Raw genomic sequence first — 26,751 nt, 5'->3', positions numbered from 1 at the left:
ACGAACAGCTCAGGCATCGCCCGGCACGTGTTCCGGTCCGCGCATGCGCCTGTGCTCGATGTAGGCCCAGATATGCGGTCCGACCAGCCCGATGAAGGCCAGCGTCAGCAGCGTCAGCGACAGCGGATGCTTGTAGAACACTGTCCAATCGCCGTTCGAGATGGTCATCGCGCGGCGGAACTGCGTTTCGGCAAGCGGCCCGAGAATCATGCCGATGATGACCGGCGCGGTCGGGAAATCGAAACGCCGCATCAGGAAACCGGCGGCACCGAGCAGATAGAGGATGACGAGGTCGATCGGCGATTGTGAGATGCCGTAGGTGCCGACCGTGGCGAACACCAGAATGCCGGCATAGAGCTGCGGCGCCGGGATCTTCAGCAATCGCACCCAGAGCCCGATCAGCGGCAGGTTGAGGACGACGAGGATGACATTGGCGATGAACAGGCTGGCGATCAGCCCCCACACCAGGTCGGCCTGCGTCGTCAAAAGCAGCGGCCCCGGATTGATGCCGTAGCTCTGAAATGCCGACAGCATGATCGCGGCCGTCGCCGAGGTCGGCAGCCCGAGCGTCAGCATCGGCACCAGCACGCCGGCCGCGGATGCATTGTTGGCCGCTTCCGGCCCGGCAACGCCCTCGATGGCGCCGACCGTGCCGAACTCCTCCTTGTGTCTGGAGAGTTTCTTCTCGATGGCATAGGAGAGGAAGGTCGGGATTTCGGCGCCGCCGGCCGGCATGGCGCCGATCGGGAAGCCGATCAGGGCGCCGCGCAGCCATGGCCTCCACGAGCGCGACCATTCGGCCGCGGTCATGTAGAGCGACCCTTTCAACGGCACGATGTCGTCCTTGCCGGCGTAGCGGCGCGAGGCCATGTAAAGCGTCTCGCCAACGGCGAACAGGCCAACCGCGACGACGATGACGTCGACGCCGTCCAACAACTCGCTCATGCCGAAGGTGAAGCGCGGCTGCCCCGTCTGCAGATCGACGCCTATCATGCCGACGACGAAGCCGACGAACAGGCTGGTCAGGCCGCGCACCGACGACGAGCCGAGCACCGCCGAAACCGTGATGAAGGCCAGCACCATCAGCGAGAAATATTCGGCCGGACCGAAAGCCAGCGCGAATTTGACGACGATCGGCGCCAGGAAGGCAACGCCGATAGTGCCCAGCGTGCCAGCGACGAAGGAGCCGATCGCCGAGGTTGCCAAGGCCGCACCGCCGCGGCCGGAGCGGGCCATTCGGTTGCCTTCCAGCGCGGTGACGATAGTGGCGCTTTCGCCAGGCGTGTTGAGCAGGATCGATGTCGTCGAGCCGCCATACATGGCGCCGTAATAGATGCCGGCAAACAGGATGAACGACGCCTCCGGCGCCACCTGATAGGTTATCGGCAACAGCAGCGCGATGGTCAGTGCCGGTCCGAGGCCGGGCAGCACGCCGATCGCAGTCCCCAGCGTGGTGCCGACCAGGCACCATATGAGATTGATCGGCGAGAAGGCGACCGAAAATCCGTGCGCGAGATGGCCGAGCGTTTCCATGGCGTCAGCCCCTCAGCATGGCAACGACCGAATCGACGATCGCGTTCAGCTGGTTTTCGATGAAGCCGGCGCCGATATTGACGCCGAGTGCCCTGGCAAAGCCGAAATAGGCGGCCAGCGCCAGGATCAGACCGAGCAGCACGTCACGCAGCGGACGCCGGCTGCCGAAACCGTGGCAGATGAGAACGAACATGATGATAGATGCGGCGGTAAAGCCGAGCGGCTGGATCAGCACGAGGTTGGCGATCAGTCCGAGGGCGACGATGCCCATCGCCTTCCAGTCGGTCGGCGTCTCCTTTTCGTCCTCCGGCTGCCATCCGCCCCGCAAGGCGGCAATGATGAGCAGCAGCGACAGGATCATCATCCCGGCCATGGTGATGTAGGGAAAGACGGTCGGGCCGACCTTGGAATAGAGCGGCGACACCGGGATTGCCAGCGTCTGCCAGGCAACCGCACCCGCACAGGCGAGGAGCCCGACGCCGATCAGCAGTTCGGGCACTGCAAGGCGCGGCGGCGCCTGCTGGTCGCTGGTGCTCATGATCGTCCTCCCAATGTCGGTCCCTTGGGGCCGGTTCTCCTTGGACCGGTCTCACTCGGCCGATCTCGGCGTAGTTTCACCTCCGGCGCCGCGTATGTCTATGCGGCTGGCGAAAGTCGGCAAGGGCCGGCGCAGGCCGCCCCTTGCCAAGAGCATCACGCCAGGCCGAGGTCCTTGAGGATCGTCCCGATGCGGGCCGTGTCTTCGGCGACGAATTTCGCATAGTCGTCACCGGTGAGCAGGATCTGCGTCCAGTTGCGGTTCTTGCATTCGGTGGCCCAGGCGTCGCTCTTGGCCATGATCTCGATCAGCTTGATCATTGCTGCCTTGTCGTCGTCCGAGACGCCGGGCGGTGCGAAGACGCCGCGCCAGTTGAACAGCTCGACGTCGATGCCGGCTTCCTTCATCGTCGGGGCATCGATCCCCTCCTGGCGTTTGTCGGCGGAGATCGCCAGCAGCCGCAGCGCACCCGCCTTGACCTGTTCGGCAAACTCGCCATAGCCGGAGATGCCGGCCGCGACCTGGTTGCCGAGCAGCGCCGACAGCGCCTCGCCGCCGCCGGCAAACGGCACATAGGAGAGATTGGTGGCCGGAACACCGACGGTCTTGGCGATGAGGCCGAACAAGATGTGGTCCGAGCCGCCGGCCGAACCGCCAGCGACCGGAACCTGCGTCGGGTCAGCCTTGAGAGCAGCGACGAAGTCCGCGGCCGTCTTGAACGGCGAGGCGGCCGGCACGACAAGCGCCTCGAACTCGCCGGTGAGGCGGGCGATCGGCGTGACCTCGGTAAGGTTGTTAGCCGCCTTGTTGGCGATAATGGCGCCGACCATGACCATGCCGGCCACCATCAGCGCATTGCCCTTGCCCTTCCACTGGTTGACGAATTGCGGCAGGCCGACAGTACCGCCGGCGCCGCCGACATTGGTGATCTGCGAGCCGGAAATCAGTTTTTCGCTGCGCAGCACCTGGTCCATGGCACGCGCCGTCTGGTCCCAGCCGCCGCCCGGCGCCGCCGGCACGAAAATCTGCAGCTGGGGCGCGTCCTGCGCGAAGGCGGGGACAAAATGCGATACCGCGAGTCCGGCAGCACCTGCTGCCGCGGTGCTCATCAAGAATCGGCGTCTGTTCAGCATGGGATTCCTCCAAATCGCGACACCTCCTCCGGTGCCTGCCAGAAACGTGGCCTGACTTCAGACCCGCTCGATAAAATTCATGCAGAGTTTGCGTCCTCCTGTCAAAGACAGAACACGCTGCATGCGGCACAATTGGCCTGTGCGATTTTCAGGCTGGCGAACTCGCCGCCGTGACGACGACGTGGCAGGCAGTGCCAAACAGCATCCGTCAGGGTTGCCGCTCGAGCAGGATCGTCGGCTTGCCCTGGTAGACGGTTCGCAGCACTTCGCCATAACCGCATTTTGCCGCGACGTTCAGCGAGCCGGTGTTTTCCGGATCGATGATGCAGACGGTTTTCGCGGCGCCGAACGTCTCGTCGCCCCAGGCAAGCACCCGTGCGACGACTTCGCTGGCCAACCCCTGGCCATGCACACCCGCAACCAGAGCCCATCCGGCCTCAGGAATGCCCTCGATCGACGGCGTCATGTCGCGTTTCAGATCGTGAAAGCCGGCCTCGCCGATGAAGCGGCCGGTCGCCTTTTCCTCGACCGCCCAGAAGCCGTAGCCCAGAAGCGACCACAGGCCGGCATGGCGCAGGAAACGCATCCAGCTTTCCTCCCGCGTGCGCGGCTTGCCGCCGATAAAACGAGTGACGACGGGATCGGCCCACATGGCGACATAGGCGTCGAAATCGTCAAGCCGGTGCGGCCGCAGGACCGTGCGCGAGGTCTCAATCACTGGAGCGACAATTGTCTGCGGACTGGCCATGGTCATGTCTCGGTTGTGTTGCCGGTGCCTAATGCAGGTCTTCCAAAAGTGGGGACAGCGACATGCACGGGAAATCCAAATCCGTTGCGCAAAACAAGAGCCAAGGCTGTGTAGATCATCTTCCAGCTGATGTGAATCCTGCCAAGCGGTGTTAGTTTTTCACCAGTATCTGGTTCAAGCGCGTTCGGTTTCGGCGCTGCCGTCCGACAGAGGGAAAACAGCATGGACACCACCGACCTTGTGCTTGCCATCTTCCATCATCTGCTGGTGTTTTCGCTAGCAGGCATCATCGGCGCCGAATTCGTCCTGATCCGCAGCGACTTGTCCGCCGCGACGCTGAAGCGGCTTGTCGGCATCGACCGCCACTACGGCATCATTGCCATGCTGATCATCATCGTCGGCATCGGCCGCGTCATCTATGGTCTCAAGGGCTGGGAATTCTACGTCTACAATTGGATGTTCTGGGCAAAGATGGCCGCTTTCGCCATTGTCGGCCTGTTGTCGATTGTCCCGACCATCCGTTTCCTGTCCTGGAATAGGCAGGTAGTCGCCAATCCGGGCTTCCAGGTGCCTGGGGCGGAGCTAGCGTCCGTTCGCACCTATGTCCGCACCGAGGCCTTGATCTTCCTATTGATCCCGGTGTTCGCGGCGGCGATGGCGCGCGGCTACGGCTACTAGAATAGGTTGGAGGAAGGGCATCGCATGGCCCAACCTTCCCACTCATTTGCGCGGACAAACGTGCAGTTTGCCGTTTGAGCCCGATTGCCATTTGTCGGGTTGCGCTAGTTATTGCTCCATCTACAGTCGGTTTTAGAGGAACCCGCGCAGCGGTTGGCAATCATATCCTGGGAGGAAACACGATGCGAAAATTCATCGCCGCGCTGGCTGTCGCTGCGGCCGCCATGCTTTATCCGTCGGCCGCTGGCGCGCAGACCTACCCCGAACGCACCATCACCATTGTCGTGCCGTTTTCGGCCGGCGGCCCGAGCGACACCGTCACGCGTCTTGTCGCGGAAGCCATGTCGAAGGACCTCGGCCAGCAGGTTATCGTCGAGAATGTCGGCGGCGCCGGCGGCACACTGGGCGCCGGCCGCGTCGCGAATGCCGAGCCTGACGGCTACACGCTGCTCCTCCATCACATCGGCATGGCGACCAGTGCGACGCTATATAGGAATCTCGCCTACGACACGCTGAACGCGTTCGAATATGTCGGCCTCGTCACCGAGGTGCCGATGACCATTGTCGCCCGCAAGGACCTCGAGCCGACCGATCTGAAGGGACTGGTCGACTACGCCAAGGCCAACAAGGACACCGTCACCGTCGCCAATGCCGGGATCGGCGCGGCCTCGCATCTGTGCGGCATGCTGTTCATGAGCGCCATCGGCACGCCGCTGGTCACCGTGCCTTACAAGGGCACCGGCCCGGCCATGACCGATCTTCTCGGCGGCCAGGTCGATATCATGTGCGACCAGACGACCAATACCACCAAGCAGATCCAGGGCGGCACGATCAATGCCTATGCCGTAACCTCGCCGCAACGCCTAGACGTGCTGCCGGACGTGCCGACGACGATAGAAGCCGGCCTTCCCCAGGTGCAGGTCGGCATCTGGCACGGCATCTATGCGCCCAAGGGCACGCCGGCCGAGATCACCGAACGCCTGTCGAAATCTCTGCAGGTGGCGCTGAAGGACCAGAACGTCGTCGCCCGATTTGCCGAACTCGGCACCAAGCCGTCGCCCGAGGCCGATGCCACGCCCGGCGCGCTCAAGGCCAAGCTGGAAAGTGAGATCATGCGCTGGAAGCCGATCATCGAAGCGGCCGGCCAGTACGCCGACTAAAGATTTTAACGGGGCGCCGCCAGCGCCCCGTTTTTACATCGGCATCGGCACGCCCGTGAGGCATGCCGGGAGGACGCCATGAAACCTTTCGCAATCGACAGAACCAACGGCATATGCGCCGCGCTGTTGATCTTTATTGGCGCCTTTTTCGCGCTGCAGTCGCTGGGCCTCGAAATCGGCACCGCCTTTCGCATGGGGCCGGGCTATTTCCCGCTGGTGCTGGCGATCGTGCTGATCCTTCTTGGCGCTGCCATCCTCGTCCAAGCGGTGCGTTTCGAGAGCGAGCCGATCGGTTACATTGCGTGGCGCGGCATGTTGTTCATCCTGCCTGCTCCGATCTTCTTCGGCCTGACGGTGCGCGGCCTCGGCTTCATCCCGTCGATCTTCCTGACGGCGCTGATCGCATCGTTCGGCAGCGGCCGTATGAAGCCGCTGACCGCATTCGTCCTGTCAGCCGGCCTGACGCTGTTCGCATTCGTCGTCTTCAGCTACGCACTCGGCCTGCCGTTCCGGCGTTTCGGCCCATGGCTGCCACTATCGTTGTGAGGAGATGAAATGGAACTCCTCAACAACCTCGCACTCGGCTTTTCGACAGCCACATCTTTGGCAAACCTCGGTTTCTGCCTGATCGGCGTCCTTCTCGGCACGCTGATTGGCGTCCTGCCCGGCATCGGCGCCACCGCTACCATCGCCATGCTGTTGCCGATCACCTTCCAGATCGGCGACCCGGTTTCCTCTCTCATCATGCTCGCCGGCATCTATTACGGCGCGCAGTATGGCGGCTCGACCACCGCCATTCTCATCAACATGCCCGGCGAATCCTCGTCGGCCGTCACCGCGATCGACGGCTACCAGATGGCCAGGAACGGCCGCGCCGGAGCAGCTCTGGCGACCGCGGCGATAGGCTCGTTCTTTGCCGGCACGGTGTCGACCTTCCTCGTCGCCATCTTTGCCCCACCGCTGACGGCGATAGCGCTGAGATTCGGCGCGGCCGAATATTTTTCGCTGATGATCGTCGGCCTGGTCTCGTCCGTCGCGCTCGCCCACGGCTCGATCGTCAAGGCGCTGGCCATGGTCGTGCTCGGCCTGCTGCTGGGACTTGTCGGCACGGATATTTACACCGGTACGCCCCGCTTCACGCTCGGCATCCGCGAATATGCCGACGGGCTGAATTTCGTCGCAGTGGCGGTCGGCGTCTTCGGCGTCGCCGAGATACTGCGCAACCTCGAAAACGAGCATGAGCGTTCCGTGCTGATCCGAAAGATCTCAGGCCTTATGCCGACCCGCGACGATTTTCGGCGCATGGCGGCTCCCATCGTGCGCGGAACGATCATCGGTTCGGCGCTCGGCATTCTGCCGGGAGGCGGCGCGATCCTTGCCGCCTTTGCCTCTTACACGGTCGAAAAGCGCGTATCGAAGAACCCCGGAGAATTCGGCAAGGGCGCCATCGAAGGCGTCGCCGGACCGGAATCGGCCAACAATGCCGGCGCGCAGACCTCCTTCATCCCGATGCTGACGCTCGGCATTCCGGCCAACCCGGTCATGGCGCTGATGATCGGCGCGATGATCATCCAGGGCATCGTGCCCGGCCCCAATGTCGCGATCGAACAGCCGGCGCTGTTTTGGGGTATTATCGCCTCGATGTGGATCGGCAACCTGATGCTGATCATCTTGAACCTGCCGCTGGTCGGGCTTTGGGTGAAACTCCTGACGATCCCCTATTACGTGCTCTTCCCGATCATCATGGCGTTCTGCTCGATCGGCGTTTACAGCGTTAACACCAACGTCTACGACCTCTACGCCGTCGCCTTCTTCGGCTTCCTCGGCTACCTCCTGACCAAGCTGCGCTGCGAACCCGCGCCGCTGCTGCTCGGCTTCGTGCTCGGCCCGCTGCTCGAGGAAAACCTGCGCCGCGCCATGATTCTCTCGCGCGGCGACCCGAGCACCTTCGTGACGCGGCCGATCAGCGCCAGCCTGCTCGTCATCGCGCTTGCCGTGCTCGTCATCGTGTTTCTCCCCGCGGTCAGGAAGAAGCGCGAGGAGGTGTTTGTCGAGGAGAGCTCCTGAACGTGGACGGCGCCACATGGGAGGAACTTCAGAGTCACTTAGCTGGCACCGATTCAGCAGCCGCTTCTACTGACCCGAGCGGCGCGATCTCGACCAGCGGTGCAGGCACGCTGGTGGTCTTTTCCTTGGCCTTGCAGATATCGGCGATGACGCAGGCCGGGCAATCCGGCTTGCGCGCCTTGCAGACATAGCGGCCGTGCAGGATCAGCCAATGATGGGCATGCCGCATATATTCGTCCGGAATGATCTTCAGGAACCCTTGCTCCACCTGTTCCGGCGTCTTGCCCGGCGCCAGCCCGAGCCTGTTTCCGATGCGAAAGATGTGCGTGTCGACCGCCATCGTATGCTGCCCGAAGGCCACGTTCAGCACGACATTGGCGGTCTTGCGGCCGACACCCGGCAGCTCGACCAGTTGATCGCGATCCTCAGGCACCTCGCCGCCATGGTCACGGATCAGCCCCTCCGACAGCGCGATGACGTTCTTGGCCTTGTTGCGCCACAGCCCGATGGTGCGGATATGGTCGCCGAGCTTGGCCTCGCCCAGCGCCAGCATCTTTTGCGGCGTGTCGGCAATTTTGAACAGCGCCCGCGTCGCCTTGTTGACGCCGGCATCCGTCGCCTGCGCTGAAAGCACCACCGCCACCAACAGCGTGAAGGCGTTGATATGTTCGAGCTCGCCTTTCGGCTCCGGCCGCTGAACGGAAAAGCGCCGGAAAATCTCATGCACCTCGGCCGGGCTGTAAAGCGCCCGCGACCTCGCCGGCCGCGGACGCGGCTTGGCGTTCGAGCCGTCGCGGCGGCCGGGCAACAGGTCTTTTTTTAGCGCCGAAGAGTTTTTGGGCTTGGGGCTTGTCATTGCCTTCCTATAATATTCTGCAATGAGCGACACAAACGCCTCATTTCAGGCCGACGAGCCATTCTTCCAGGCGCTGCTGACACCGCACCGGTCGCTGGGCAAAACCGGCTTTGCCATTCTGATGGGCGCACTGCTGTTCGGGTGGCTGGTGAGCGGAGCGTTTTTTCTGTCGCGCGGCGCCTGGCCGGTGTTCGGCTTCTTCGGCCTCGACGTGATCGCCGTCTACATCGCCTTCCGCGCCAATTATCGTGCGGCCCGGGCTCGCGAGGAGGTATCGGTGTCGCGCACCAGCCTCGACATCCGCAAGACTGCCCCGTCAGGCAAATCGGAAGCACACCGCTTCAATCCATTCTGGGCACGCTTTTCGATCGCCCGCCACGCCGAGATCGGCATCACCAGAATGGCGGTCGAGGCGCAAGGAAAAACCGTCTCGATCGGCGGCTTTCTCAACCCCGACGACCGCGAGAGTTTTGCCACCGCATTTTCGCGCGCTCTGGCGACCGCCAAGACGCGCTGACGATCAGAACCGAAATCTCAATAGCCTGCCGACCCTCCGAAGAGCCGGAATGTGGCTCCAGAGGCGAAAGACCAGTCCGGCGAACCAGCTCACACGGGCGGCATGTTCGGGTTTGTAAGCCATGGTTTCCTCGACCAACCGCAGGCCGGGCACTGACCGTTCCAAGTCGCGCGGATCGTTGATCGCCCAGTGGAGTTCGGCTCCAGTGGCGCGGAACGACGGGTTGAGGCGCACGAGCTTTAGACCCATGTCGCTGTAGGCATCGCAGACAAGTTCGCCGCTGGCCAGATGCGACACAAGCCGCGAAACCAGCCTTGGGCCCTCGTCAGCGGCAAGGTAGGGTGTCAGGCCCTCCGCCACGACCATCGCCGGGCGATCGCCGGGCACTTCGTCCAGCCAGCCAGGCTCGGTGACGGATGATCCGATCAGGTGATAATGCTCGCGCATCGGATAGAGCTTGCGCCTGAGCTCGATGACTTCGGCATAGTCGACGTCGAACCAGTCCACGCCGGGCGGCGGATCGATGCGGAATATTCGCGTGTCCAGCCCGCAGCCGAGATGCAGGACAATGGCGTTCGGGTTGTTCGCCAGAAAAGCCGAAACCCAGTCGTCCAGCGTCTTGGCCCGGATCGCCAGACCGACGCCGAGATTGTTGTCGACCTTGAGCCGCGAGAAGTCGTAGTCGATGCGGCGAACCGCCTCGTCCGCGAAACGGTCTTTCAGCAGCGAGTTGGGAAGCCGGCTTTCCAGCGCCTTGCCGTAGACGGTGATCAGCAGCGTTTCTTTTTCCTTGGTCAGATGCACCTTCTCGCCGGCCATGATTGTCCTCCCCATTCAAAGCCAGCTCTATCTGGGTACACGCCGCGGGAAAGCAAGTTTCGGGTGGTGATCGGCGCCGCGAAAGACGATATTCGCACTCAAGGAGAAACTGCCATGAACGCCCAAATGCCTCTCAAAACGACAGCAATCCTTCAGAAAGACATCACGCCTGAAGGCGGCGACTACGAAATCGTCCGTCGTGCCATCGAAAAGATCAGCCTCGACTATCGCGACCAGCCTTCGTTGGAAGTGCTGGCCGAGGAGGTCGGCGAGACGCCGACCGGGCTGCAGAAGCTGTTCACCCGCTGGGCCGGCCTGTCGCCCAAAGCTTTTCTGCAGGCCGTCACCCTCGATCATGCGCGCAAACTGCTGGATTCCGGCATGCCGCTGCTGGAAACTTCGTTCGAACTCGGCATGTCCGGCCCAGGCCGGCTGCACGATCTGTTCGTCACTCACGAAGCGATGTCGCCGGGCGACTACAAGACCCGCGGCGCCGGGCTCACCATCCGCTACGGCTATCATATCTCACCTTTCGGCATCGCGCTGATCATGGTGACGGACCGCGGCCTCGCCGGCCTCGCCTTCAACGACCCCGGCGGCGAGCGTGCGGCCTTTGCCGACATGTCCAGCCGCTGGCCGAACGCTACCTATGTCGAGGACATGGCTGCAACGGCGCCCTATGCCGCGCGCATCTTCGATCCGACGCTGTGGCGCGCCGACCAGCCGCTGCGCGTTGTCATGATCGGCACAGACTTCCAGGTCCGTGTCTGGGAGGCGTTGCTGCGTATTCCGATGGGCCAGGCCTGCACCTATTCCTCGATCGCCGCGCGCATCGGCGCACCGAGCGCCAGCCGGGCTGTCGGTGCCGCGGTCGGTGCCAATCCGATGTCCTTCGTCGTGCCGTGCCACCGGGCTCTCGGCAAGTCCGGCGCGCTCACCGGCTACCATTGGGGCCTGACGCGCAAACGCGCCATCCTCGGCTGGGAGGCGGGACAGGTCTCTTCTTGAATAGCCAACGAATGGAACGACAGGAGCGATGCAAGGACCGCTAGGGTGACAAGCAGCGATCTTACGGAGTAGCTTCCCGCGCAATTAGAGTGATATGCGCTAGTGGGAGGCACTTCTTGATCGTCGTCATCGGCTCCATCAATCTCGACCTCATCGCCAGTGTCGACCGCTTGCCCGGTCCCGGCGAGACTGTGCGCGGCTCCGGTTTCGCCACTGCCCCCGGCGGCAAAGGCGCCAACCAGGCGCTGGCCGCCGCCCGCGCCGGCGCCAAGGTGCGCATGGTCGGCGCAGTCGGCAAGGACAGCTTCGCCAACGACGGTCTGGCGCTGCTGCGCGACGGCAAGATCGACCTGTCCGGCGTCGGCGAGACCTTTGCCTCGACCGGTACTGCGCTGATCATGGTCGGCGCCGACGGCGAGAACGTGATCGCCGTTGTGCCGGGCGCCAATGATTCGGTCGTGCCGGGTGACCTTTCCAAGGCTTTCCTGAAAAACGGCGACGTCGTGCTGCTGCAACTGGAGATCCCGCTGCAGACCGTCGAGGCAGCACTCGACGCGGCAAGGACGGCCGGCGCGATCACAGTGCTCAACACCGCACCTTTCCATGGTGACGCGGCCGGTTTCCTCGGCAAGGCCGACTATCTCGTCGCCAACGAAACCGAGTTCGACCTCTATGGCGAGGCGCTGTCGTTGAATGGCCGCGACCGCCCGGCACGGATGCGCGACTATGCCGCGAGAACCGGCCGCACCATCGTCGTCACGCTTGGCCCGGACGGCGTTCTGGCGGCAACGCCCGACGATCTCCTGATGGTTCCGGCGCTGAAGATCACCCCGCTCGACACGGTCGGCGCCGGCGACACGTTCTGCGGCTATTTTGCAGCCGGGCTGGCAGCCGGCCTGCCGCTCGACCAGGCGCTTGCCCGCGCTGCCGCAGCCGGTTCGCTGGCCTGCCTGAAAGCCGGTGCACAGCCGGCCATCCCGCTGGCCAGGGACGTCGATGCTGCCCTGCAGAAATCTGCAGGCTAAAGCGGGATGAGAGCCATGCGCCCGACCACGAAGCATGCGGTGCCGCCCGCCGGCGACATCTGCCGCCTGTCTGCGGTGGAGCTTGCCGAGAAGATCAGGCGCCGGCAGCTTTCGGTGCGCGAAGTGATCGCGGCATTCCTCGACAGGATCGAGGCGGTGAACCCGCTGGTCAATGCTATCGTTTCATTGCGTGAGCATGCCGACATCCTGCGCGAGGCCGACAGCGCTGACGCCCATCTGGCGCGAGGAGGAGATACCGGATCGCTGTTCGGCCTGCCGATCGCGATCAAGGATCTTGCGCTGACAAAAGGCCTGAGAACCACCTTCGGCTCGCCGATCTTCTCCGATTTCGTGCCTGAGGAAGACGACTTCTTCGTCGAGCGCGTCCGCAAAGCCGGCGCCATCATCATCGGCAAGACCAACGTTCCCGAATTCGGGCTTGGCTCCAACACCTACAACACCGTGTTCGGACAGACGCTCAATGCGTTCGACCCGGCGCTGACCGCCGGCGGCTCGAGCGGCGGCGCGGCCGTCGCGCTGGCGCTCGACATGGTTCCCGTTGCCGATGGCAGCGATTTTGGCGGCTCGCTGCGCAATCCCGCTGCCTACAACAATGTCTACGGCTTCCGCCCGTCGCAGGGATTGGTGCCGGCCGGCCCCGACCTTGATGTGTTTCATGCGCAGATGGGCGTCGAAGGGCCGATGGGGCGTAACGTGCGCGACATGGCGTTGCTGCTCGACGTGCAGGCCGGCTATCATCCTCGCGCGCCGCTGTCGCATGATAAGCCAGGCTCGTTTCTCGAAGGGCTGGAAGCACCGGCGGCCGGCGGGCGCATCGCCTGGCTCGGCGATCTCGGCGGCCATCTGCCGGTTGAAGCAGGCGTTCTACAGCTTTGCGAGGCAGCACTCGGCCGGTTCGCGGATGTATCCTTCGAGGCCGAGCCGCTGATGCCGGAATTCGACTTCGAAGCGCTGTGGCAGGCCTTTGTAACGCTTCGGCAGGCGAGCAGCGGTTGTGCGCTCAAGGCGCATTACGACGATCCCTTGAAACGCAGTCTGCTGAAGCCGGAGGCCGTGTGGGAGGTGGAACATGCGCTGCGCCTCTCCGCGCCGCAGATCCATGCCGCAACGGTGAGGCGCTCGTCCTGGCATCGAATGCTGCTATCGCTCTTCGAGCGTTTCGACCTGATTGCGCTGCCAGCCGCACAGGTCTTTCCTTTCGATGTCGTCACCCACTGGCCAAGGGAAGTGGCCGGGCGTGCCATGGACAGCTATCATCGCTGGATGCAGGTCTCAGCGCTCGCCACGCTGGGCGGCTGCCCGGCGGTCAACGTACCGGCGGGCTTCGACGCTAGGGGCAGGCCAATGGGCATGCAATTGATCGGGCGGCCGCGCGGTGACCTCTCCGTGCTGAGGGCGGCTGCCGCCTATGAGGCAACGCTGCCGTGGCAGGCCGGCGCCTGCTGACATCAGCTCCGTATTGTCGGCGCCTCGCCGACTTGCACGCAACTCATCGCCATGCATTGATCGCGACAGCGCGCCGCACGAGCGGCATTCTGCGGAGGGAAAAAATGTCGCTGGAACTCTACGCCACCTATGTCGTCGCCTGCATCGTCATCATCCTGGTGCCGGGGCCGACGGTGACGCTGATCATTGCCAACAGCATCCGCCACGGCTCGCGCGCCGGCCTCGCCAATGTCGCCGGCACCCAGGCCGGACTGGCCATCATGATCGCCATCGTCGGCATCGGGCTGACATCGCTTATCGCCGGCATGGGCCACTGGTTCGAATGGGTCCGGCTGATTGGCGCCGCCTACCTGATCTGGATGGGCGTGCAGATGTTTCGCTCGAAAGGTAAGCTGAACGCCGACGGATCGGCAAAAAGACCGCGCGGCGGCTTCTTTTTGCAGGGGCTGCTGGTGGCGATCAGCAATCCGAAGACGCTGGTGTTCTTCGGCGCCTTCTTTCCGCAGTTCATCGCCCCCGAAGGCAATTACGCATTACAGATCGGCGTCATGGGTCTCACCGCCATGATCTTCGCCGCCGTCTCGGATTCGACCTACGCGCTGGCCGCCGGCCGCGCCGGACGCCTGCTGTCGGCCGGCCGCGTCAAGCTGCTGTCCCGAATCAGCGGCAGCTTCCTCGTGGGCGGCGGCCTGTGGCTGGCGTTTTCCAAGGCGAAGTAACAGCCGCGAGCCCGGCGACGCCAACAGCAACATCCTGGAATAGGAAGGCCGATTGAAAGTCGGCCTTCAGGCCACCACATGGGTCAAGAGTTGGGGGATTCATGTCTATGCCGTGGACTTACGCGGATTTGAAAAGGAACACGTTTGGCGTCATCCTGTTCATTGCTTTGTTCGCGGCGATGGTTCCGTCGGCTCTGAACAAATGGGCGAATGACGCAAGTCCGATCCGGTCGGTCGACCCGGTCGATGCAACGATCAAAAGTGGACAGGGTAAAGGGCAGAATATCCAATATCTGCTGGTCCTTGAGAACGGTTCGACGGTCCTGGTTTACGACGACCTCCCGCATCTGATCGGCTCGCGCGTTGGCATCGAGCGCGTCACGCGCGACTATGGCTTCGTCTTCTACCGGTTTGCAAATTGAACGGCGACCAACCAATAAGCTGCTTTTCGAAGGTGAAGCGAGTGACAGGGCTTTTTCGGGCAATCGCTCTTGAACAAAGCCCCTACGCTACTCAACTCTAAGGTATGGGGCCGACAAATCTCTCTCTTAGAACCCGCATTCTTCTGCTTCGGGAAGAGTTTCGCGACAGAGTTGTTGGCATCACAATCTTGTGCGCGCTCGCTCTCGCGATCGCTGTGCCGATTGTAACAAGGCAGAACAGTCCGATCACCGGCACACAACTCGTAGGAGGCACCGTCGAAGATGTTGCGACGATGCCTCTAAATCCGAAAGGTTCCGTCGGCCATGGACTTTATTATAGATATGAAGTCCGCCTCCATGACGGCAACGCTCGGATATTTGTCGATGATGAGGTGGAAACACCTCACATGATCGGATCGGAAGTCTCGGTCGAAGAACAGCAACGCCAGGACGGCACCACCACCTACCGCCTGCTCAACGACTAAAGCCGCCCCAGCCTTTCCAGCAACAGCTCGAAAAACGCATCATGGTCGATGTCACGCATCACCATCGCGTTCTTCGGCCGCTTGGTCACTCCCCACCAGTCGATAACCGTCATGCCCATGGTGAGCTCCGAGGCGGTTTCCACGCTGACATTGCAGTTGCGGCCCTTGAACAGCTTCGGCTTCAACAGATAGGCGATGACGCAAGGATCGTGCAGCGGGCCGCCATCGGTGCCGTATTTTTCCTCGTCGAAACGTTCGAAGAATTCCAGCATGTCCGCGGTGGCCGTGCCGACCCTGGTGCCGAGCTTGCGGAAGGCCTTCGTGCGCTTGGCGGTGGTCAGCGCCTTGTGGGTGACGTCGAGCGGCATCATCACGATTGGAATGCCCGATTTGAACACGACATCGGCGGCATGCGGGTCGACATAGATGTTGAATTCGGCGGTCGGCGTGACATTGCCGCCCTCGAAGAAGCCGCCGCCCATCAGCACGATCTCCTTGATGCGCGGCGCGATTTTCGGCTCGCGGATCAGCGCCAGCGCAACATTGGTGAGCGGCCCGAGCGCGCACAGCGTGATCGTGCCGCTCTCCTCGTTCATCAGCGTCTCGACGATGAAATCGACCGCATACTCGTCCTGCAGCTTCATCTTTGGTTCGGGCAGTTGCGGTCCGTTGAGGCCGGTCTTGCCATGCACTTCCTCGGCGGTGACCAGTTCGCGCGCCAGCGGCCGGATGGCGCCTGCATAGACCTTGACGTCCGGCCGGCCGGCCAGCTCGCAGATCTTGCGGGCGTTTTTTTCGGTAAGTTTCAACGGCACGTTGCCGGCCACCGCGGTGATGCCGACGATCTCCAGCTCGGCGCTGCCGAGCGCCAGCAATATGGCGACGGCATCGTCCTGGCCGGGGTCAGTGTCGATGATGATCCTGCGGGATTGGGGCATTTCAATTCCTTGTTTTGGCAAGTCTTTTTGGGCGGGACGTGTGACGGCTTGAAGTCTGCCGGGCGGCGGACCATATCAAGACCATCGGGAAAAATGCCATCCGGGTTTTTCCAGTTTATGTCGCTCTTGAGAGGACACTGTAACATGAGCCGAATGACGCCTTTTTCCAGCCCGCTTCTCCTCGGTTTCGATTCCATGGAAAAGACGCTGGAGCGGTTGGCAAAGTCCGGTGACAGCTATCCTCCCTACAACATCGAGCGCCTCAGCGGTGCCGACGGCAAAACCGAAAGGCTGCGTATCACGCTCGCCGTCGCCGGTTTCGCGGAAAGCGATCTCGATGTCACAACGGAGGAGAACCAGTTGGTCGTGCGCGGCCGTCAGAACGACGACACCGAGCGCGAATTTCTCCACCGCGGTATCGCCGCGCGCCAGTTCCAGCGCTGTTTCGTGCTGGCCGACGGCATGCGGGTGATTGCGGCGGAATTGAAGAACGGCCTTCTGTCGATCGATCTCGATCGGCCGGAATCCGAACGGCTGGTACGAAAAATAAACATATCGGTGAAAGACTGATTTTTGCCGATAGCTCTCATGCGGGATGGCCTTGAGCGGCGTCTCGCGGCAAGGAGGCTTGAAATGACCAGAACTAACGAAAATATCATTATGACCAGCGGCGAATTCGCCCATCTCGGCGAAGGTTCGGTAGCCTATCTCAGGAAAGTGTCGAGCGACGATCTGCGCGGCCGTTTCCCGGGCCTCGGCGAAATCGCGCCGGGTCTGGAACTGTGGGCCCTGTTTGCCGCCAATGGCCAGCCGATCCTGCTTTCGGACGCTCGCGACCGGGCACTGGCTGGCGCGCTGGAAAACGATCTGACCCCCGTCGCTATCCACTAACAACGCAGCGATCTGGTTGGAACGGACAGGGCCGCTCACGGCGGCCCTTCAACGGATTTAATCAAAACCTCAGGCGGCGTGCGAGGCCTGCGTGTCCGACAGCAGCGCATGGATGGCCACGGCGTCGCGCGTGCCCCTGATCTTGGCAACCGTGTCGGCATCGCGCAGCACCCGCGCGATGCGCGACAGCGCCTTGAGGTGGTCGGCGCCGGCACCTTCGGGAGCCAAAAGCAGAAACACCAGGTCGACCGGCTGATCATCGAGGGCCTCGAAGTCCACCGGTGTCTCCAGCCGAGCAAAAACGCCGGCGATCCGCTTCACCCCGGCCAGCTTGCCATGCGGAATGGCGATGCCGTTGCCGACGCCGGTCGAGCCGAGGCGCTCACGTTGCAGGATGGTGTCGAACACCTCTCGCTCCGGAATGCCGGAAATCGCCGCCGCCCTTTCGGACAGCAGTTGCAGCAGCTGCTTTTTGGAGTTCGCCTTCAACGTCGGCATGATTGCCGGAACGCTGACGAGATCGCTCAGATCCATGCTTGAAATCCCTTGTTCGCCTGCCGTCGCCAGTCCCCACGCTCGCGTGCGGCTGGTTTTTACCCCTGCGCGACCTTGGCCGTGGACGGGTCGATCCAGCCAATATTCCCGTCCGGCCGGCGATAGACGATGTTGAGATGGTCGTTTCCGGCATTGCGGAAGACCAGGACCGGGCTGTCCTTGGTGTCGAGTTCGATCACTGCTGACGCCACCGACATGGTCCGCAGCGTCATGGTCGATTCGGCGACGATGGCCGGCGCGAAATTCTCCGGTATGTCCTCCTCGTCGTCGGCAAGCGGCGCCATCACCGTATAGGCGACGTCGGTGAGCTCGCCGTTGCTGTTGCCTGAATTGTGCGACTTCAGCCGGCGCTTGTAGCGCCTGAGGCGTGTTTCCAGACGGTCTGCCGCGGTATCGAAGGCAAGCGTTGGATCCTGGGCATCGCCGGTCGCCTGCAGCGAAGCACCGGAATCCAGCCGGATCATGCAATCGGCCGTGTAGCGCGACCCCGATTTGACGACTACGATTTGCCCTGAAAAGCCCCGATCGAAATATTTCCCGATCACTTCCCCGACACGGTCGTTGATGCGCGTACGGAACGCATCGCCGATATCCATGTGTTTTCCCGATATGCGCAGTGTCATCTGAAAACTGACCTTCCTTGCTCAGGCTTCAAACTGTCCCGAGTTTATACTCGTGGTCCGCGCGCACAAGCTTTTGCGGCGTCACTTGCGCCGATTTTAAATCCGAACTTTCCGGTTGATCACAAGCCGCCTTCTTGGCCGTCCCGTGGCCTACGTCGTGACGGACCATCTCTCGTGCGGGCATCGGCGAACTCAAATCCAGTCGCCAGCCCGTCTCATGCGGGCGGGCTTCTAGCCACTTCGTCGCCGCTTGTCAATGAACAGCGAAAGCTGTGGAAATTCCGCCGGAGCTCAACGGCCGGCGCTGGCCAAAGCGCGTTTTTCGCGCCGCCGCTGCACCGAAGAGGGTATGTTCATGCCTTCCCGGTATTTGGCCACCGTGCGTCTGGCGATGTCGACGCCGCTTTCCCGCAGCATGTCCACGATGGCATCGTCGGAAAGCACATCGACGGCTTTCTCCTCGTCGATCAGCTGCTTTATGCGGTCGCGCACCGCTTCCGACGAATGCGCATCGCCGCCACCTGACGAAGCGATCGAGGCGGTGAAGAAATAGCGCAGCTCGAACACACCGCGCGGCGTCAGCATGTATTTGTTTGCCGTGACCCGGCTGACCGTTGATTCGTGCATGCCGATGGCGTCCGCCACCGTGCGCAGGTTGAGCGGCTTCAGGTGCCGCACGCCGTGGACGAGAAAGGCGTCCTGCTGGCGCACGATCTCAGAGGCCACCTTGAGAATGGTCTTCGCCCGCTGGTCGAGGCTGCGCGTGAGCCAGTTGGCGTTCTGCAGGCATTCGGCGAGGAAATCCTTTTCCGCCTGGTTTTTCGCATGTGGCGTGACCTGGGCGAAATAGATGTGATCGACCAGCACGCGCGGCAGCGTCTCGGCATTGAGCTCGACCGTCCAGCTGCCGTCATTGGCTGCGCGCACCTCGACGTCGGCCACGATCGCATCGCTGGCACCGCGCGAAAACGCCATTCCCGGCCGCGGGTCGAGCGCCCGGATCTCGGCCAGCATATCGAGCAGATCCTCCTCGTCGACGCCGCAAATCCGCTTCAGCGTCTGGAAATCGCGCCGTGCCAGGAGTTCGAGATTGGCGATCAGCGCCTTCATCGCCGGATCGAGCCGGTCGCGCACGGCAAGCTGCAGCAACAGGCATTCGGCGAGGTCGCGGGCGAAGATGCCGGCGGGCTCGAATGTCTGGCAGACCGCCAGGACCTTTGCCACCGCCGTGGCGTCCGCGCCGAGGCGGGCCGCGATCTCGGCCATGTCGGCACGCATGTAGCCGGCCTCGTCGAGGCCGTCGGCAAGCTCGCTAGCGATCAGGCGCGCCGCCGGATCGGCAAAGGCGAGCGCCACCTGCTCGCCGACATGGTCGCGCAGCGTGATGGCAGCCGCCGCCATATCCGCGACGTCGAAGCCGTCGGAGGAAGAGGTGGAACCGTTGCCGGACGCCGATTTCCATTGCGCCGTCAGGTCGGGCCCGAGCCGCTCGCTCGTACCAGGATCGTCGGGAAACAGGTTTTCCAGCGACGTATCGAGCTTTTCCGAGATCGCCTCGGCGCTCCACGCCGTCTCCGCCTCGAACCAGTCGCCGTCGGCGGCTGGTTCCGATGCGGCGTCGCCCTTCTGCGCCTGGTCGCTGGCGGCGTCCTCCTGCGGTTCGGCGCGTTCCAGCAGGGGATTGCGTTCGATCTCGTCGTCGATGAAGCGTTCCAGCTCGAGATGGGTGAACTGCAGCAGGCGGATCGACTGCATCAGCTGCGGCGTCATCACCAGCGACTGCGACTGTCGTAGCTGTAGTTTTGCCGCCAACGCCATGGTTCGGTTTCAAACGCCCCGTCTACGCACCCGCACTGCTGGAAGGAATTTTCCAGGCCAGCATACAAACTGGCCCGGCTTTTGCTTGTCAAGGCGAGGAGCGGTAAAACTCGCCTGCCGGCGCTTTTTCAGGCAGAAAATTGAAGAAAAACCTGCTGGACTACGCCGGAAATCCCGCTCGAACCGGAATTTCGCACTTAGAGCGTAAATCCCTCGCCGAGATAAAGCCGCCGCACATCGGCATTTGCGACCACTTCGTCGGCTCGGCCATGGGTCAGCACCTGGCCGGCATGGATGATGTAGGCGCGGTCGATCAGGCCAAGTGTCTCGCGCACATTATGGTCGGTGATCAGCACGCCGATGCCACGTGCCGTCAAGTGGCGCACGAGCTGCTGGATGTCGGCGACGGCGATCGGATCGATGCCGGCGAAAGGTTCGTCGAGCAGCATGTAGGCAGGGCGGGTTGCCAACGCACGAGCAATTTCGAGGCGTCGCCGCTCACCGCCGGAGAGCGACAACGACGGAGCCTTGCGCAGATGGCTGATATGGAATTCCTCGAGCAATTCGTCGAGCAGGCGCTCACGCTCCTTGCGGCTCTTTTCGACCACTTCGAGCACGGCCCGGATGTTTTGCTCGACATTCAGGCCGCGAAAAATCGACGCTTCCTGCGGCAGATAGCCGATGCCGAGACGAGCGCGGCGATACATCGGCATCGACGTGACGTCGAAACCGTCGATTTCGATCGTGCCTTCATCGACCGGCACCAGGCCGGTCACCATGTAGAAACAGGTCGTCTTGCCGGCGCCGTTGGGGCCGAGCAGCCCAACCGCCTCGCCGGCGCGCACGCCCAGCGTCACGCCGCTGACGACTTTGCGGCCCTTGTAGCTTTTGGTCAGCCCTTTGGCGATCAAGGTTCCCTTGAACTTTGCCGCTTCGACGGTGACCCTGGCCGGTGCCGCAAGTTTGCTGGCGGCGCGCCCTGGAAGACGCGCCAGCAGCGACGATATGCCGGTCATCAGGGTTTCGCTGCTCCGGACTTCGCCGGCGGCGTGATCGACATCATGACGCGGCCGCCGCAAGCGTCGACCTGGGCAAGGCCGCTCTTCATCTGCACGGTAAGCTTGCAGCCGACAAGCACGTTGTCGCCTTGCGAGAGCACGACCTTGCTGCCCGAAAGCACCAGCACTTCGGTCTTCATGTCGAAGGTGCCGCGGTCGCCAGTGGCAACCTGATTGTCCGATTTGATGTAGACCTTATCGTCGACCTCGAGATGGTCGATGTTGGCGGATCCGGTCATTGCCGCGGCACCTGCGGGCTGGGCGCCTTTGGCGGCGCCTGCATCCCTGACGTAATAGACCGTCATTTTGCCGGCCTTGAGCACGGTTGGACCCTGGACGACGTTGACGTTGCCGGTGAAGACGGCGACGCTTTCTGCCTGGCGCACCTCGAGCTTGTCGCTTTCGATCTGGATAGGCTTGTCGCCCGACAGCCTGAGGCCGGACATTTGGCTGGTGGCACTGGATTGCGCCAGCGACGGCGCCGTCCCGAAGGTCAGCCCCAAGGGCAACCCAAGCGTCAACGCCGAAATCGCGGCGAGGCGCCGTGCCGAACTACTGAACCGCATTGGTCTCTCCGCTCTTTGCCTCTGCCGCCTTCAAACTGGCGGGATCGATGTCGACGCGCACCTTGTTCTCGAAAACCAGGACCTTGCCATTGTCCTGGACCGACATCGAATCCGCCCTGATCCGCGACCCGCCGCGGCTGACATCGACGGGCTCGCTTGTCTTCATAGTGCCTTCGCCCATGTCGAGATAGACTGATTTGAATTTTGCCACCACACCATCCGTGGTCGACACGGTCACGTCGCTGGTCAGGCTGAGCGTGTTGCCGTCGCGATCGTAGGTGCCGTGCGTGGCATCGATGGCGGCCGTGTTGTCGGCCGCAATCGGCAGCTTGGCCTTGATGCCTTCCAGATCGATGATGCCCTGTTTGCTGACATCCTGTATGGCGCGCAGGGCTGTCATCGAATAGGGCAGGTTCTGCTTGGTGAAGCCGTTGAGCTTGGGGTTGGCCATCACCAGCTTGCCATCGGCAAAGGCGCCGCCGTCGGCCTGCACCTCGATTGCAGCGGGAGCCATGAGATAGGAATAGACCGGAAACGCGACCGCGATCACAGCAGCGACCAGCGGCACGGCCAGCTTGAGGATCCGGACCCGGCGCGAATGACGCTGCGCAATGTCAAACGCGTCGACCCGCGCCCGGCCTGCGGCCTTGGGAGCCAACTCCGTCTCGGTGTTGGTCGGTTCGATTGGTCCCGCTAACATGACTGCTTCTTCTAAACCCCTGCCCGCCAGGCCGCCCTATAGGTGGGGTGCCGGCGCCCTCAAGCAAGCACAAGCCGAGGAAAACCGCAAAAATGTGACAGCCGCCCCTGTACAATGAAAATGGCCCCAGCGCAGCCTGTACCTCATACCAGATATGGGCGCACAGTGTTAGAGCCTGTGGAACGTGACAGGTTGAGGCTTGCCACGAATGTCTGACGGCCTTTGGCGCAAGGCCGTCAGGAAACGGTAGCCGGGCGCGAATGGTTGCTTTAAAAGCATCTGCTCCCACCGACTACGAGGCTGACCATGGCATTGAGAGCCGACGACCTGATCGACCGCCGCCGCTTGCGCCGCAAGCTGACATTCTGGCGTGTTGCGGCGATTATTGTCGCCGCAGCCGGGCTGATCGCCTTTTCGGCGTGGATCTATGGTGACGACTTCACCGGCGCGGCTGTCGACCACATCGCCAAGGTCAAGATCGAAGGTACCATCACCGAAGACGAAGAACTGATCAAGCGGCTGGAGGCCATCCGTCAGTCACCGCGCGTCAAGGCTGTGATCCTGTCGATCGATTCACCCGGGGGCACCACCGTCGGTGGCGAGTCGATCTACGAGGCAGTGCGCAAGCTCGCCGCCGACAAGCCGGTGGTGGCCGAGGTCGGCACGCTCGCGGCTTCGGCGGGCTACATGATCGCCACTGCGGCCGACCATATTGTCGCACGCAAATCCTCGATCGTCGGGTCGATCGGCGTGCTGATCCAGTACCCGGACGTCAGCGGCCTCATGGACAAGCTCGGCGTCAAGCTGGAGGAGGTGAAATCCTCGCCCTTGAAGGCCTCGCCTTCTCCCTTCAAGCCGACCAATGACGATGAGCGCGCCATGGTCCGCAAGCTCATCCTCGACAGCTACGACTGGTTCGTCGGCATCGTCGCCGAGCGCCGCAACATGACCAAGCCGGAGGCGCTGGCGCTCGCAGACGGGTCGATCTTCACCGGCCGGCAGGCGGTCACCAACAAATTGATCGACGCGGTCGGCGGCGAGGCCGAAGCGATCGACTGGCTTGCAGGCAAGGGTGTCGATGCCAAGCTCAAGGTGGTGGAATGGAAGGACACGGAAAAACGTGGTGGTTTTCTGTTCTCCAAGGCGATGGCGCAGACCGTCGGCGCTGCGCTTGGCCTGCCCGGCCATGGCGGCGACGTCCTTCACGAAATCGGAGTGGACCGCTTGTTTCTTGACGGTCTCGTTTCCGTCTGGCACCCTTGAGGAACCGCTTGGGACGAGTGAAAAAGCAAATAAAATCATTCTGATAATTTCGGCGGCACTGCTTTCACGGGGAGCCTTTTCATGATCAAATCCGAACTTGTGCAGATCATCGCCACGCGCAATCCGCATCTTTTCCTGCGCGACGTCGAAAACATTGTCAGCGCCATCTTCGATGAAATCACCGACGCGCTTGCCGAGGGCAACCGGGTCGAGTTGCGCGGCTTCGGCGCGTTTTCGGTGAAAAACCGCCCTGCCCGCACCGGCCGCAACCCGCGCACCGGCGAATCCGTAGAGGTCGAGGAGAAATGGGTACCGTTCTTCAAGACCGGCAAGGAATTGCGTGAAAGGCTGAACGGAGGCAAATAGGCGCGGCACCCGCCACCGCTCCTGCCTTTTCTTCCGAACGGAAAAACATGTTCAATCGCTTTCTCCTCATCGTGGTTTTCGTGCCGCTGGCCGTCATCCTGATTGCGTTGGCCGTCGCCAACCGCGAACCGGTCGCCTTCACGCTCGATCCGTTCAATCCCGGCAATCCGGCGCTGACACTGACCGTGCCGCTCTTCATTTTCCTGTTCCTGGCGCTGGCCATCGGCATGATCGTCGGCAGCCTGGCGACCTGGATCAAGCAGGGCCGCTACCGCAAGCTGGCGCGCCAGCGCGGCGCCGAGGCCGAGAACCTGCGCCAGGCGGTCAGCCGCGCGCCCACCGCGTCGCAGGGCCAGGCCTTGCCGAAGCCGACGAACTGAGCCACGGCTCGGGCCTGAAGCGCAGCTGGCCTATTTCTCCACGGAGCCTTTCATGCTGACCATTTCCGCCGCCGAGGTCGACCGCGCGCTGACCTTTTCCGGGCTGGTCGAGACGTTGCGCGCCGCTTTTCGCGACGGCGCCGTGCAGCCGGTCAGGCACCATCACACGGTCGAGCGGCCCGATGGCGCCGCCTCGACGCTGCTTTTGATGCCGGCCTGGACCGACTTCAACGCAGCCGGCACCTCGGCCGACGGCCATATCGGCGTCAAGATCGTCACCGTGTCGCCCGACAACAATGCCGTCGGCAAGCCCGCGGTGATGGGGCTTTACCTCTTGCTCGACGGCGCCACCGGCGAGCCTCAGGCCTTGATCGATGGCCAGAGGCTGACGCAGTGGCGCACGGCCTGTGCCTCGGCGCTGGCCGCCTCCTATCTCGCCCGCGAGGACGCATCGCGACTGCTGGTAGTGGGCGCCGGCGCGCTGTCGCCATTCCTTGCAAAGGCGCATTCGGCGGTGCGGCCAATCAAGAACATCCGCATCTGGAACCGCACGCCGGCCAATGCCGAAAAGGTCGCGGCAAAATTGCGTGCCGAGGGTTTTGCTGCCGAAGCAGCAGGCGATCTCGACGCCGAACTCGGCCAGGCCGACATCGTATCGTCGGCGACCATCACCACCACGCCACTGATCAAGGGCGCACTCTTGAAGCCCGGAACCCATGTCGATCTGGTCGGCGGCTTCACGCCGGCGATGCGCGAAAGCGACGACGACGCGATTGCACGCGCCGGCGTCTATGTCGACACCCGCGCCGGCGCCACCAAGGAAGCAGGCGATATCGTCCAGCCGCTGGCCTCCGGCGTGTTGAAGCCGGAAGCCATCGTCGCCGACCTCTACGAACTGGCACGCGGTCAGAAAAAAGGCCGGCAGAACGACGACGAGATCACGCTGTTCAAGTCGGTCGGCGCAGCCCTCGAGGACCTCGCCGCCGGCATTGCCGTGTATCGGGCAAGCGTAGGGGAGTAGGGGAGTAGGGGAGTAGGGGAGTAGGGGAGTAGGGGAGTAGGGGAGTAGGGGAGTAGGAAACCGTACTGATCGTGCGGCGCCGCGCCAGCTATATTTCCTGTCACGTACTCCCTTACTGCCCTACTCCCCTACTCCCTACTCCCCTACTGCCCTCCTCCCTTACTCCCTTTGCCAATAGACCCGCAGCCGGTGGTTGTCCGGATCGAGCGCGACAAACGTGCGCCCGAAATCCACGTCGGTCGGCGTCTGCAGAATTTTCAGCCCGCGGCCGGCCCACTCGGCATGGGTGGCGTCGACGGCATCCGGCGTGTCCAGCGCAAAGACGATCTCGGCGCCGCCGCCTGCTGCCGCGGCGGCCGGCTCCACGGTGTGACGCGACCAGAGGCCGAGCTTGAAGCCGTTGTCGAGCACGAACAGCACGAAGGTCGGCGAGGTCTCGACCGGCTGCCGCCCAAGCAGCGCGCTGTAGAAGGCGCCGCTTTGCTCAGGCTTGTCGACATAGAGGATGACGAAATTGGGCGGTGTCATGAATTGCTCTCCAGATGGTTTCGACTGGAGGAGCATAGCGTACGCCACTGCCAGATTCTGGCAGCAGTCTTAACTGAGCAGCAGCCTTAGCTTGGCGTGTCGAGCGTCGCCCGCCATTCTTTGAGTAGCACCTGACGGCGGCGCGGATAGCGCATCTCGGTGGCGTTGAGGCCGGATATCCGATCGGCGCGAAAGTGCCTGAAATCCTGGCGCATCTCGCACCAGGCCGCGACGACCCGCACCTTGTCGAAGAAGCCGAGTGCGAACGGCCAGACGGTGCGCTCGGAGGCAGCGCCGCCGGCGTCGCGATAGACAAAGCTCAGCTTGCGCTCCTCCCGGATAGCCTGCCGCACCACGCCGAGATCGATGCCTTCTGTGACCTCGGTGCGCGACCCGACCAGCAGCGTCGAGGCATCGAGCTCTTCGCGCAAATCGTCCGGCAGCACCAAGGCGATCTTGGCCAGCGCGTCGGTGGCGGCGTTCGCAAGCCGCCAGTCCGGCTGCTTGGCCACCCAGCGCGAACCGAGCACGATCGCCTCGATCTCCTCATCGGTGAACATCAAGGGCGGCAGCATGAAGCCTGGCCTGAGCACGTAGCCCAGCCCCGCCTCGCCCTCGATCGGCGCGCCCTGCCCCTGCAGCGTGGCGATATCGCGATAGAGCGTGCGGATCGACACACCCATTTCGCCCGCAAGGCTGCGGCCGCTCACCGGCCGGCGATGCCGGCGCAGGATCTGGATCAGGTCGAGCAGGCGTTCGGCGCGGGACATGGATCGCAACCCGGTTTGGATGGATGCCCAATTTGAATGGACGATAGTGCGCCTGCGGTTTCGGCGGCAAGCGAGATGATCGCCTACCGGAACGTCTGC

General features: G+C 62.9%; 31 protein-coding genes. 16 read left to right on the top strand and 15 right to left on the bottom strand.

Going from position 1 to position 26,751, the window contains the following annotated elements:
* Positions 1-9 precede the first annotated feature (9 nt).
* From RQ479_RS28445 to RQ479_RS28430, 4 genes are all read right to left on the bottom strand, one after another.
* Positions 10-1,533: a tripartite tricarboxylate transporter permease gene (locus tag RQ479_RS28445; RefSeq protein ID WP_023675290.1), complete on the bottom strand. Its 1,524-nt coding sequence runs from the start codon at positions 1,531-1,533 to the stop codon at positions 10-12.
* Positions 1,534-1,537: 4 nt separating this feature from the next.
* Entirely contained in the window at positions 1,538-2,071 is a 534-nt protein-coding gene (locus RQ479_RS28440; protein ID WP_376703211.1) for a tripartite tricarboxylate transporter TctB family protein, read from the bottom strand.
* 155 nt (positions 2,072-2,226) lie between these two features.
* Positions 2,227-3,204: a Bug family tripartite tricarboxylate transporter substrate binding protein gene (locus RQ479_RS28435; RefSeq protein WP_376703210.1), complete on the bottom strand. Its 978-nt coding sequence runs from the start codon at positions 3,202-3,204 to the stop codon at positions 2,227-2,229.
* A 208-nt stretch (positions 3,205-3,412) separates the two neighbouring features.
* The gene (locus tag RQ479_RS28430; protein WP_376703209.1) at positions 3,413-3,952 is read right to left on the bottom strand and encodes a GNAT family N-acetyltransferase; all 540 of its coding nucleotides are present in this window, start codon (positions 3,950-3,952) and stop codon (positions 3,413-3,415) included.
* A gap of 222 nt (positions 3,953-4,174) precedes the next feature.
* On the opposite strand from RQ479_RS28430, the gene RQ479_RS28425 reads away from it, so the two are divergent.
* From RQ479_RS28425 to RQ479_RS28410, 4 genes are all read left to right on the top strand, one after another.
* Entirely contained in the window at positions 4,175-4,630 is a 456-nt protein-coding gene (locus RQ479_RS28425) for a DUF2214 family protein (protein ID WP_352465934.1), read from the top strand.
* Between the two features lie 182 nt (positions 4,631-4,812).
* Entirely contained in the window at positions 4,813-5,790 is a 978-nt protein-coding gene (locus RQ479_RS28420) for a tripartite tricarboxylate transporter substrate-binding protein (protein WP_376703208.1), read from the top strand.
* A gap of 78 nt (positions 5,791-5,868) precedes the next feature.
* The gene (locus RQ479_RS28415) at positions 5,869-6,336 is read left to right on the top strand and encodes a tripartite tricarboxylate transporter TctB family protein (protein WP_376703207.1); all 468 of its coding nucleotides are present in this window, start codon (positions 5,869-5,871) and stop codon (positions 6,334-6,336) included.
* Between the two features lie 9 nt (positions 6,337-6,345).
* Positions 6,346-7,857 carry a tripartite tricarboxylate transporter permease gene (locus tag RQ479_RS28410; protein WP_376703206.1) on the top strand — a complete coding sequence of 504 codons (1,512 nt, stop codon included), beginning with the start codon at positions 6,346-6,348 and terminating at the stop codon, positions 7,855-7,857.
* 34 nt (positions 7,858-7,891) lie between these two features.
* On the opposite strand, the gene nth is transcribed toward RQ479_RS28410, so the two are convergent.
* On the bottom strand, positions 7,892-8,713 hold the full coding sequence (gene nth / locus RQ479_RS28405; RefSeq protein ID WP_376703205.1) for an endonuclease III: 822 nt from the start codon (positions 8,711-8,713) through the stop codon (positions 7,892-7,894).
* Between the two features lie 22 nt (positions 8,714-8,735).
* Between nth and RQ479_RS28400 the strand changes: the two genes are divergently transcribed.
* Entirely contained in the window at positions 8,736-9,230 is a 495-nt protein-coding gene (locus RQ479_RS28400; protein WP_376703204.1) for a DUF2244 domain-containing protein, read from the top strand.
* Positions 9,231-9,233: 3 nt separating this feature from the next.
* On the opposite strand, the gene RQ479_RS28395 is transcribed toward RQ479_RS28400, so the two are convergent.
* The gene (locus RQ479_RS28395; protein ID WP_352465939.1) at positions 9,234-10,049 is read right to left on the bottom strand and encodes a class I SAM-dependent methyltransferase; all 816 of its coding nucleotides are present in this window, start codon (positions 10,047-10,049) and stop codon (positions 9,234-9,236) included.
* A gap of 114 nt (positions 10,050-10,163) precedes the next feature.
* Between RQ479_RS28395 and RQ479_RS28390 the strand changes: the two genes are divergently transcribed.
* From RQ479_RS28390 to RQ479_RS28370, 5 genes are all read left to right on the top strand, one after another.
* The gene (locus tag RQ479_RS28390) at positions 10,164-11,057 is read left to right on the top strand and encodes a methylated-DNA--[protein]-cysteine S-methyltransferase (protein ID WP_352465940.1); all 894 of its coding nucleotides are present in this window, start codon (positions 10,164-10,166) and stop codon (positions 11,055-11,057) included.
* Between the two features lie 116 nt (positions 11,058-11,173).
* Positions 11,174-12,082, top strand: a complete 909-nt coding sequence (locus RQ479_RS28385; RefSeq protein WP_352516881.1) for a ribokinase — start codon at positions 11,174-11,176, stop codon at positions 12,080-12,082.
* Positions 12,083-12,088: 6 nt separating this feature from the next.
* Complete coding sequence (locus RQ479_RS28380; RefSeq protein WP_376703203.1) at positions 12,089-13,549, top strand: amidase; 1,461 nt, start codon at positions 12,089-12,091, stop codon at positions 13,547-13,549.
* A 104-nt stretch (positions 13,550-13,653) separates the two neighbouring features.
* Positions 13,654-14,268, top strand: coding sequence for a LysE family translocator (locus RQ479_RS28375; RefSeq protein ID WP_352465943.1), 615 nt, complete (start codon positions 13,654-13,656; stop codon positions 14,266-14,268).
* Positions 14,269-14,396: 128 nt separating this feature from the next.
* On the top strand, positions 14,397-14,690 hold the full coding sequence (locus RQ479_RS28370; RefSeq protein ID WP_376703202.1) for a hypothetical protein: 294 nt from the start codon (positions 14,397-14,399) through the stop codon (positions 14,688-14,690).
* 481 nt (positions 14,691-15,171) lie between these two features.
* On the opposite strand, the gene RQ479_RS28365 is transcribed toward RQ479_RS28370, so the two are convergent.
* Positions 15,172-16,113 carry a nucleoside hydrolase gene (locus tag RQ479_RS28365; protein WP_376703201.1) on the bottom strand — a complete coding sequence of 314 codons (942 nt, stop codon included), beginning with the start codon at positions 16,111-16,113 and terminating at the stop codon, positions 15,172-15,174.
* A gap of 144 nt (positions 16,114-16,257) precedes the next feature.
* On the opposite strand from RQ479_RS28365, the gene RQ479_RS28360 reads away from it, so the two are divergent.
* Both RQ479_RS28360 and RQ479_RS28355 read left to right on the top strand, forming a co-directional pair.
* Positions 16,258-16,683 carry an Hsp20 family protein gene (locus RQ479_RS28360; protein ID WP_023675270.1) on the top strand — a complete coding sequence of 142 codons (426 nt, stop codon included), beginning with the start codon at positions 16,258-16,260 and terminating at the stop codon, positions 16,681-16,683.
* A gap of 63 nt (positions 16,684-16,746) precedes the next feature.
* Entirely contained in the window at positions 16,747-17,004 is a 258-nt protein-coding gene (locus tag RQ479_RS28355) for a DUF1150 family protein (protein WP_023675269.1), read from the top strand.
* A 69-nt stretch (positions 17,005-17,073) separates the two neighbouring features.
* Here the strand turns inward: RQ479_RS28355 and ptsN are convergent, their stop codons facing one another.
* The 6 genes from ptsN to lptC all read right to left on the bottom strand — a co-directional run bounded on the left by ptsN (position 17,074) and on the right by lptC (position 22,324).
* The gene (gene ptsN / locus RQ479_RS28350; RefSeq protein WP_292663270.1) at positions 17,074-17,538 is read right to left on the bottom strand and encodes a PTS IIA-like nitrogen regulatory protein PtsN; all 465 of its coding nucleotides are present in this window, start codon (positions 17,536-17,538) and stop codon (positions 17,074-17,076) included.
* A gap of 59 nt (positions 17,539-17,597) precedes the next feature.
* Positions 17,598-18,182 (bottom strand): ribosome hibernation-promoting factor, HPF/YfiA family, encoded by a 585-nt coding sequence (gene hpf, locus RQ479_RS28345; protein ID WP_023675267.1) that lies wholly within the window; start codon positions 18,180-18,182, stop codon positions 17,598-17,600.
* 291 nt (positions 18,183-18,473) lie between these two features.
* Positions 18,474-20,000 carry an RNA polymerase factor sigma-54 gene (rpoN, locus tag RQ479_RS28340; protein WP_376703200.1) on the bottom strand — a complete coding sequence of 509 codons (1,527 nt, stop codon included), beginning with the start codon at positions 19,998-20,000 and terminating at the stop codon, positions 18,474-18,476.
* Between the two features lie 197 nt (positions 20,001-20,197).
* On the bottom strand, positions 20,198-21,016 hold the full coding sequence (gene lptB / locus RQ479_RS28335) for an LPS export ABC transporter ATP-binding protein (RefSeq protein WP_292664962.1): 819 nt from the start codon (positions 21,014-21,016) through the stop codon (positions 20,198-20,200).
* A complete protein-coding gene (locus RQ479_RS28330) occupies positions 21,016-21,624 on the bottom strand; it encodes an LptA/OstA family protein (RefSeq protein ID WP_292664963.1) in 609 nt (202 codons plus the stop codon). The genes lptB and RQ479_RS28330 overlap by 1 nt, the downstream gene beginning before the upstream one ends.
* On the bottom strand, positions 21,611-22,324 hold the full coding sequence (lptC, locus tag RQ479_RS28325; RefSeq protein ID WP_376703199.1) for an LPS export ABC transporter periplasmic protein LptC: 714 nt from the start codon (positions 22,322-22,324) through the stop codon (positions 21,611-21,613). The genes RQ479_RS28330 and lptC overlap by 14 nt, the downstream gene beginning before the upstream one ends.
* Positions 22,325-22,630: 306 nt before the next feature.
* Here lptC and sppA point away from each other — a divergent pair, with 306 nt between their 5' ends.
* The 4 genes from sppA to RQ479_RS28305 all read left to right on the top strand — a co-directional run bounded on the left by sppA (position 22,631) and on the right by RQ479_RS28305 (position 25,354).
* Positions 22,631-23,587, top strand: a complete 957-nt coding sequence (gene sppA, locus RQ479_RS28320; protein ID WP_292664965.1) for a signal peptide peptidase SppA — start codon at positions 22,631-22,633, stop codon at positions 23,585-23,587.
* 81 nt (positions 23,588-23,668) lie between these two features.
* The gene (locus RQ479_RS28315) at positions 23,669-23,953 is read left to right on the top strand and encodes an integration host factor subunit beta (protein WP_023675261.1); all 285 of its coding nucleotides are present in this window, start codon (positions 23,669-23,671) and stop codon (positions 23,951-23,953) included.
* 47 nt (positions 23,954-24,000) lie between these two features.
* On the top strand, positions 24,001-24,333 hold the full coding sequence (locus tag RQ479_RS28310; RefSeq protein WP_292664966.1) for a DUF1049 domain-containing protein: 333 nt from the start codon (positions 24,001-24,003) through the stop codon (positions 24,331-24,333).
* A 52-nt stretch (positions 24,334-24,385) separates the two neighbouring features.
* On the top strand, positions 24,386-25,354 hold the full coding sequence (locus tag RQ479_RS28305) for an ornithine cyclodeaminase family protein (protein WP_376703198.1): 969 nt from the start codon (positions 24,386-24,388) through the stop codon (positions 25,352-25,354).
* Between the two features lie 159 nt (positions 25,355-25,513).
* Here RQ479_RS28305 and RQ479_RS28300 read toward each other — a convergent pair whose 3' ends face one another.
* Together RQ479_RS28300 and RQ479_RS28295 are read right to left on the bottom strand one after the other, a co-directional pair.
* Positions 25,514-25,882, bottom strand: a complete 369-nt coding sequence (locus tag RQ479_RS28300; protein ID WP_376703197.1) for a VOC family protein — start codon at positions 25,880-25,882, stop codon at positions 25,514-25,516.
* 86 nt (positions 25,883-25,968) lie between these two features.
* Entirely contained in the window at positions 25,969-26,652 is a 684-nt protein-coding gene (locus tag RQ479_RS28295) for a helix-turn-helix transcriptional regulator (protein WP_376703196.1), read from the bottom strand.
* Between the last annotated feature and the right edge of the window lie 99 nt (positions 26,653-26,751).

It is taken from the genome of Mesorhizobium sp. ISC25 (assembly GCF_042295465.1).
In the GTDB taxonomy this organism is placed as follows: domain Bacteria; phylum Pseudomonadota; class Alphaproteobacteria; order Rhizobiales; family Rhizobiaceae; genus Mesorhizobium.
The sequence above is the reverse complement of the archived record's forward strand: the minus strand, read 5'-3'. Positions and strand labels throughout refer to the sequence as shown.

Bases quoted from the DNA above. Each gene is read 5' to 3' on its own strand.
- RQ479_RS28445 (WP_023675290.1), bottom strand. From the start codon at position 1,533: ATGGAAACGCTCGGCCATCTCGCGCACGGATTTTCGGTCGCCTTCTCG.
- RQ479_RS28440 (WP_376703211.1), bottom strand. From the start codon at position 2,071: ATGAGCACCAGCGACCAGCAGGCGCCGCCGCGCCTTGCAGTGCCCGAA.
- RQ479_RS28435 (WP_376703210.1), bottom strand. From the start codon at position 3,204: ATGCTGAACAGACGCCGATTCTTGATGAGCACCGCGGCAGCAGGTGCT.
- RQ479_RS28430 (WP_376703209.1), bottom strand. From the start codon at position 3,952: ATGGCCAGTCCGCAGACAATTGTCGCTCCAGTGATTGAGACCTCGCGC.
- RQ479_RS28425 (WP_352465934.1), top strand. From the start codon at position 4,175: ATGGACACCACCGACCTTGTGCTTGCCATCTTCCATCATCTGCTGGTG.
- RQ479_RS28420 (WP_376703208.1), top strand. From the start codon at position 4,813: ATGCGAAAATTCATCGCCGCGCTGGCTGTCGCTGCGGCCGCCATGCTT.
- RQ479_RS28415 (WP_376703207.1), top strand. From the start codon at position 5,869: ATGAAACCTTTCGCAATCGACAGAACCAACGGCATATGCGCCGCGCTG.
- RQ479_RS28410 (WP_376703206.1), top strand. From the start codon at position 6,346: ATGGAACTCCTCAACAACCTCGCACTCGGCTTTTCGACAGCCACATCT.
- nth (WP_376703205.1), bottom strand. From the start codon at position 8,713: ATGACAAGCCCCAAGCCCAAAAACTCTTCGGCGCTAAAAAAAGACCTG.
- RQ479_RS28400 (WP_376703204.1), top strand. From the start codon at position 8,736: ATGAGCGACACAAACGCCTCATTTCAGGCCGACGAGCCATTCTTCCAG.
- RQ479_RS28395 (WP_352465939.1), bottom strand. From the start codon at position 10,049: ATGGCCGGCGAGAAGGTGCATCTGACCAAGGAAAAAGAAACGCTGCTG.
- RQ479_RS28390 (WP_352465940.1), top strand. From the start codon at position 10,164: ATGAACGCCCAAATGCCTCTCAAAACGACAGCAATCCTTCAGAAAGAC.
- RQ479_RS28380 (WP_376703203.1), top strand. From the start codon at position 12,089: ATGAGAGCCATGCGCCCGACCACGAAGCATGCGGTGCCGCCCGCCGGC.
- RQ479_RS28375 (WP_352465943.1), top strand. From the start codon at position 13,654: ATGTCGCTGGAACTCTACGCCACCTATGTCGTCGCCTGCATCGTCATC.
- RQ479_RS28365 (WP_376703201.1), bottom strand. From the start codon at position 16,113: ATGCCCCAATCCCGCAGGATCATCATCGACACTGACCCCGGCCAGGAC.
- RQ479_RS28360 (WP_023675270.1), top strand. From the start codon at position 16,258: ATGAGCCGAATGACGCCTTTTTCCAGCCCGCTTCTCCTCGGTTTCGAT.
- RQ479_RS28355 (WP_023675269.1), top strand. From the start codon at position 16,747: ATGACCAGAACTAACGAAAATATCATTATGACCAGCGGCGAATTCGCC.
- ptsN (WP_292663270.1), bottom strand. From the start codon at position 17,538: ATGGATCTGAGCGATCTCGTCAGCGTTCCGGCAATCATGCCGACGTTG.
- hpf (WP_023675267.1), bottom strand. From the start codon at position 18,182: ATGACACTGCGCATATCGGGAAAACACATGGATATCGGCGATGCGTTC.
- rpoN (WP_376703200.1), bottom strand. From the start codon at position 20,000: ATGGCGTTGGCGGCAAAACTACAGCTACGACAGTCGCAGTCGCTGGTG.
- lptB (WP_292664962.1), bottom strand. From the start codon at position 21,016: ATGACCGGCATATCGTCGCTGCTGGCGCGTCTTCCAGGGCGCGCCGCC.
- RQ479_RS28330 (WP_292664963.1), bottom strand. From the start codon at position 21,624: ATGCGGTTCAGTAGTTCGGCACGGCGCCTCGCCGCGATTTCGGCGTTG.
- lptC (WP_376703199.1), bottom strand. From the start codon at position 22,324: ATGTTAGCGGGACCAATCGAACCGACCAACACCGAGACGGAGTTGGCT.
- sppA (WP_292664965.1), top strand. From the start codon at position 22,631: ATGGCATTGAGAGCCGACGACCTGATCGACCGCCGCCGCTTGCGCCGC.
- RQ479_RS28315 (WP_023675261.1), top strand. From the start codon at position 23,669: ATGATCAAATCCGAACTTGTGCAGATCATCGCCACGCGCAATCCGCAT.
- RQ479_RS28310 (WP_292664966.1), top strand. From the start codon at position 24,001: ATGTTCAATCGCTTTCTCCTCATCGTGGTTTTCGTGCCGCTGGCCGTC.
- RQ479_RS28305 (WP_376703198.1), top strand. From the start codon at position 24,386: ATGCTGACCATTTCCGCCGCCGAGGTCGACCGCGCGCTGACCTTTTCC.
- RQ479_RS28300 (WP_376703197.1), bottom strand. From the start codon at position 25,882: ATGACACCGCCCAATTTCGTCATCCTCTATGTCGACAAGCCTGAGCAA.
- RQ479_RS28295 (WP_376703196.1), bottom strand. From the start codon at position 26,652: ATGTCCCGCGCCGAACGCCTGCTCGACCTGATCCAGATCCTGCGCCGG.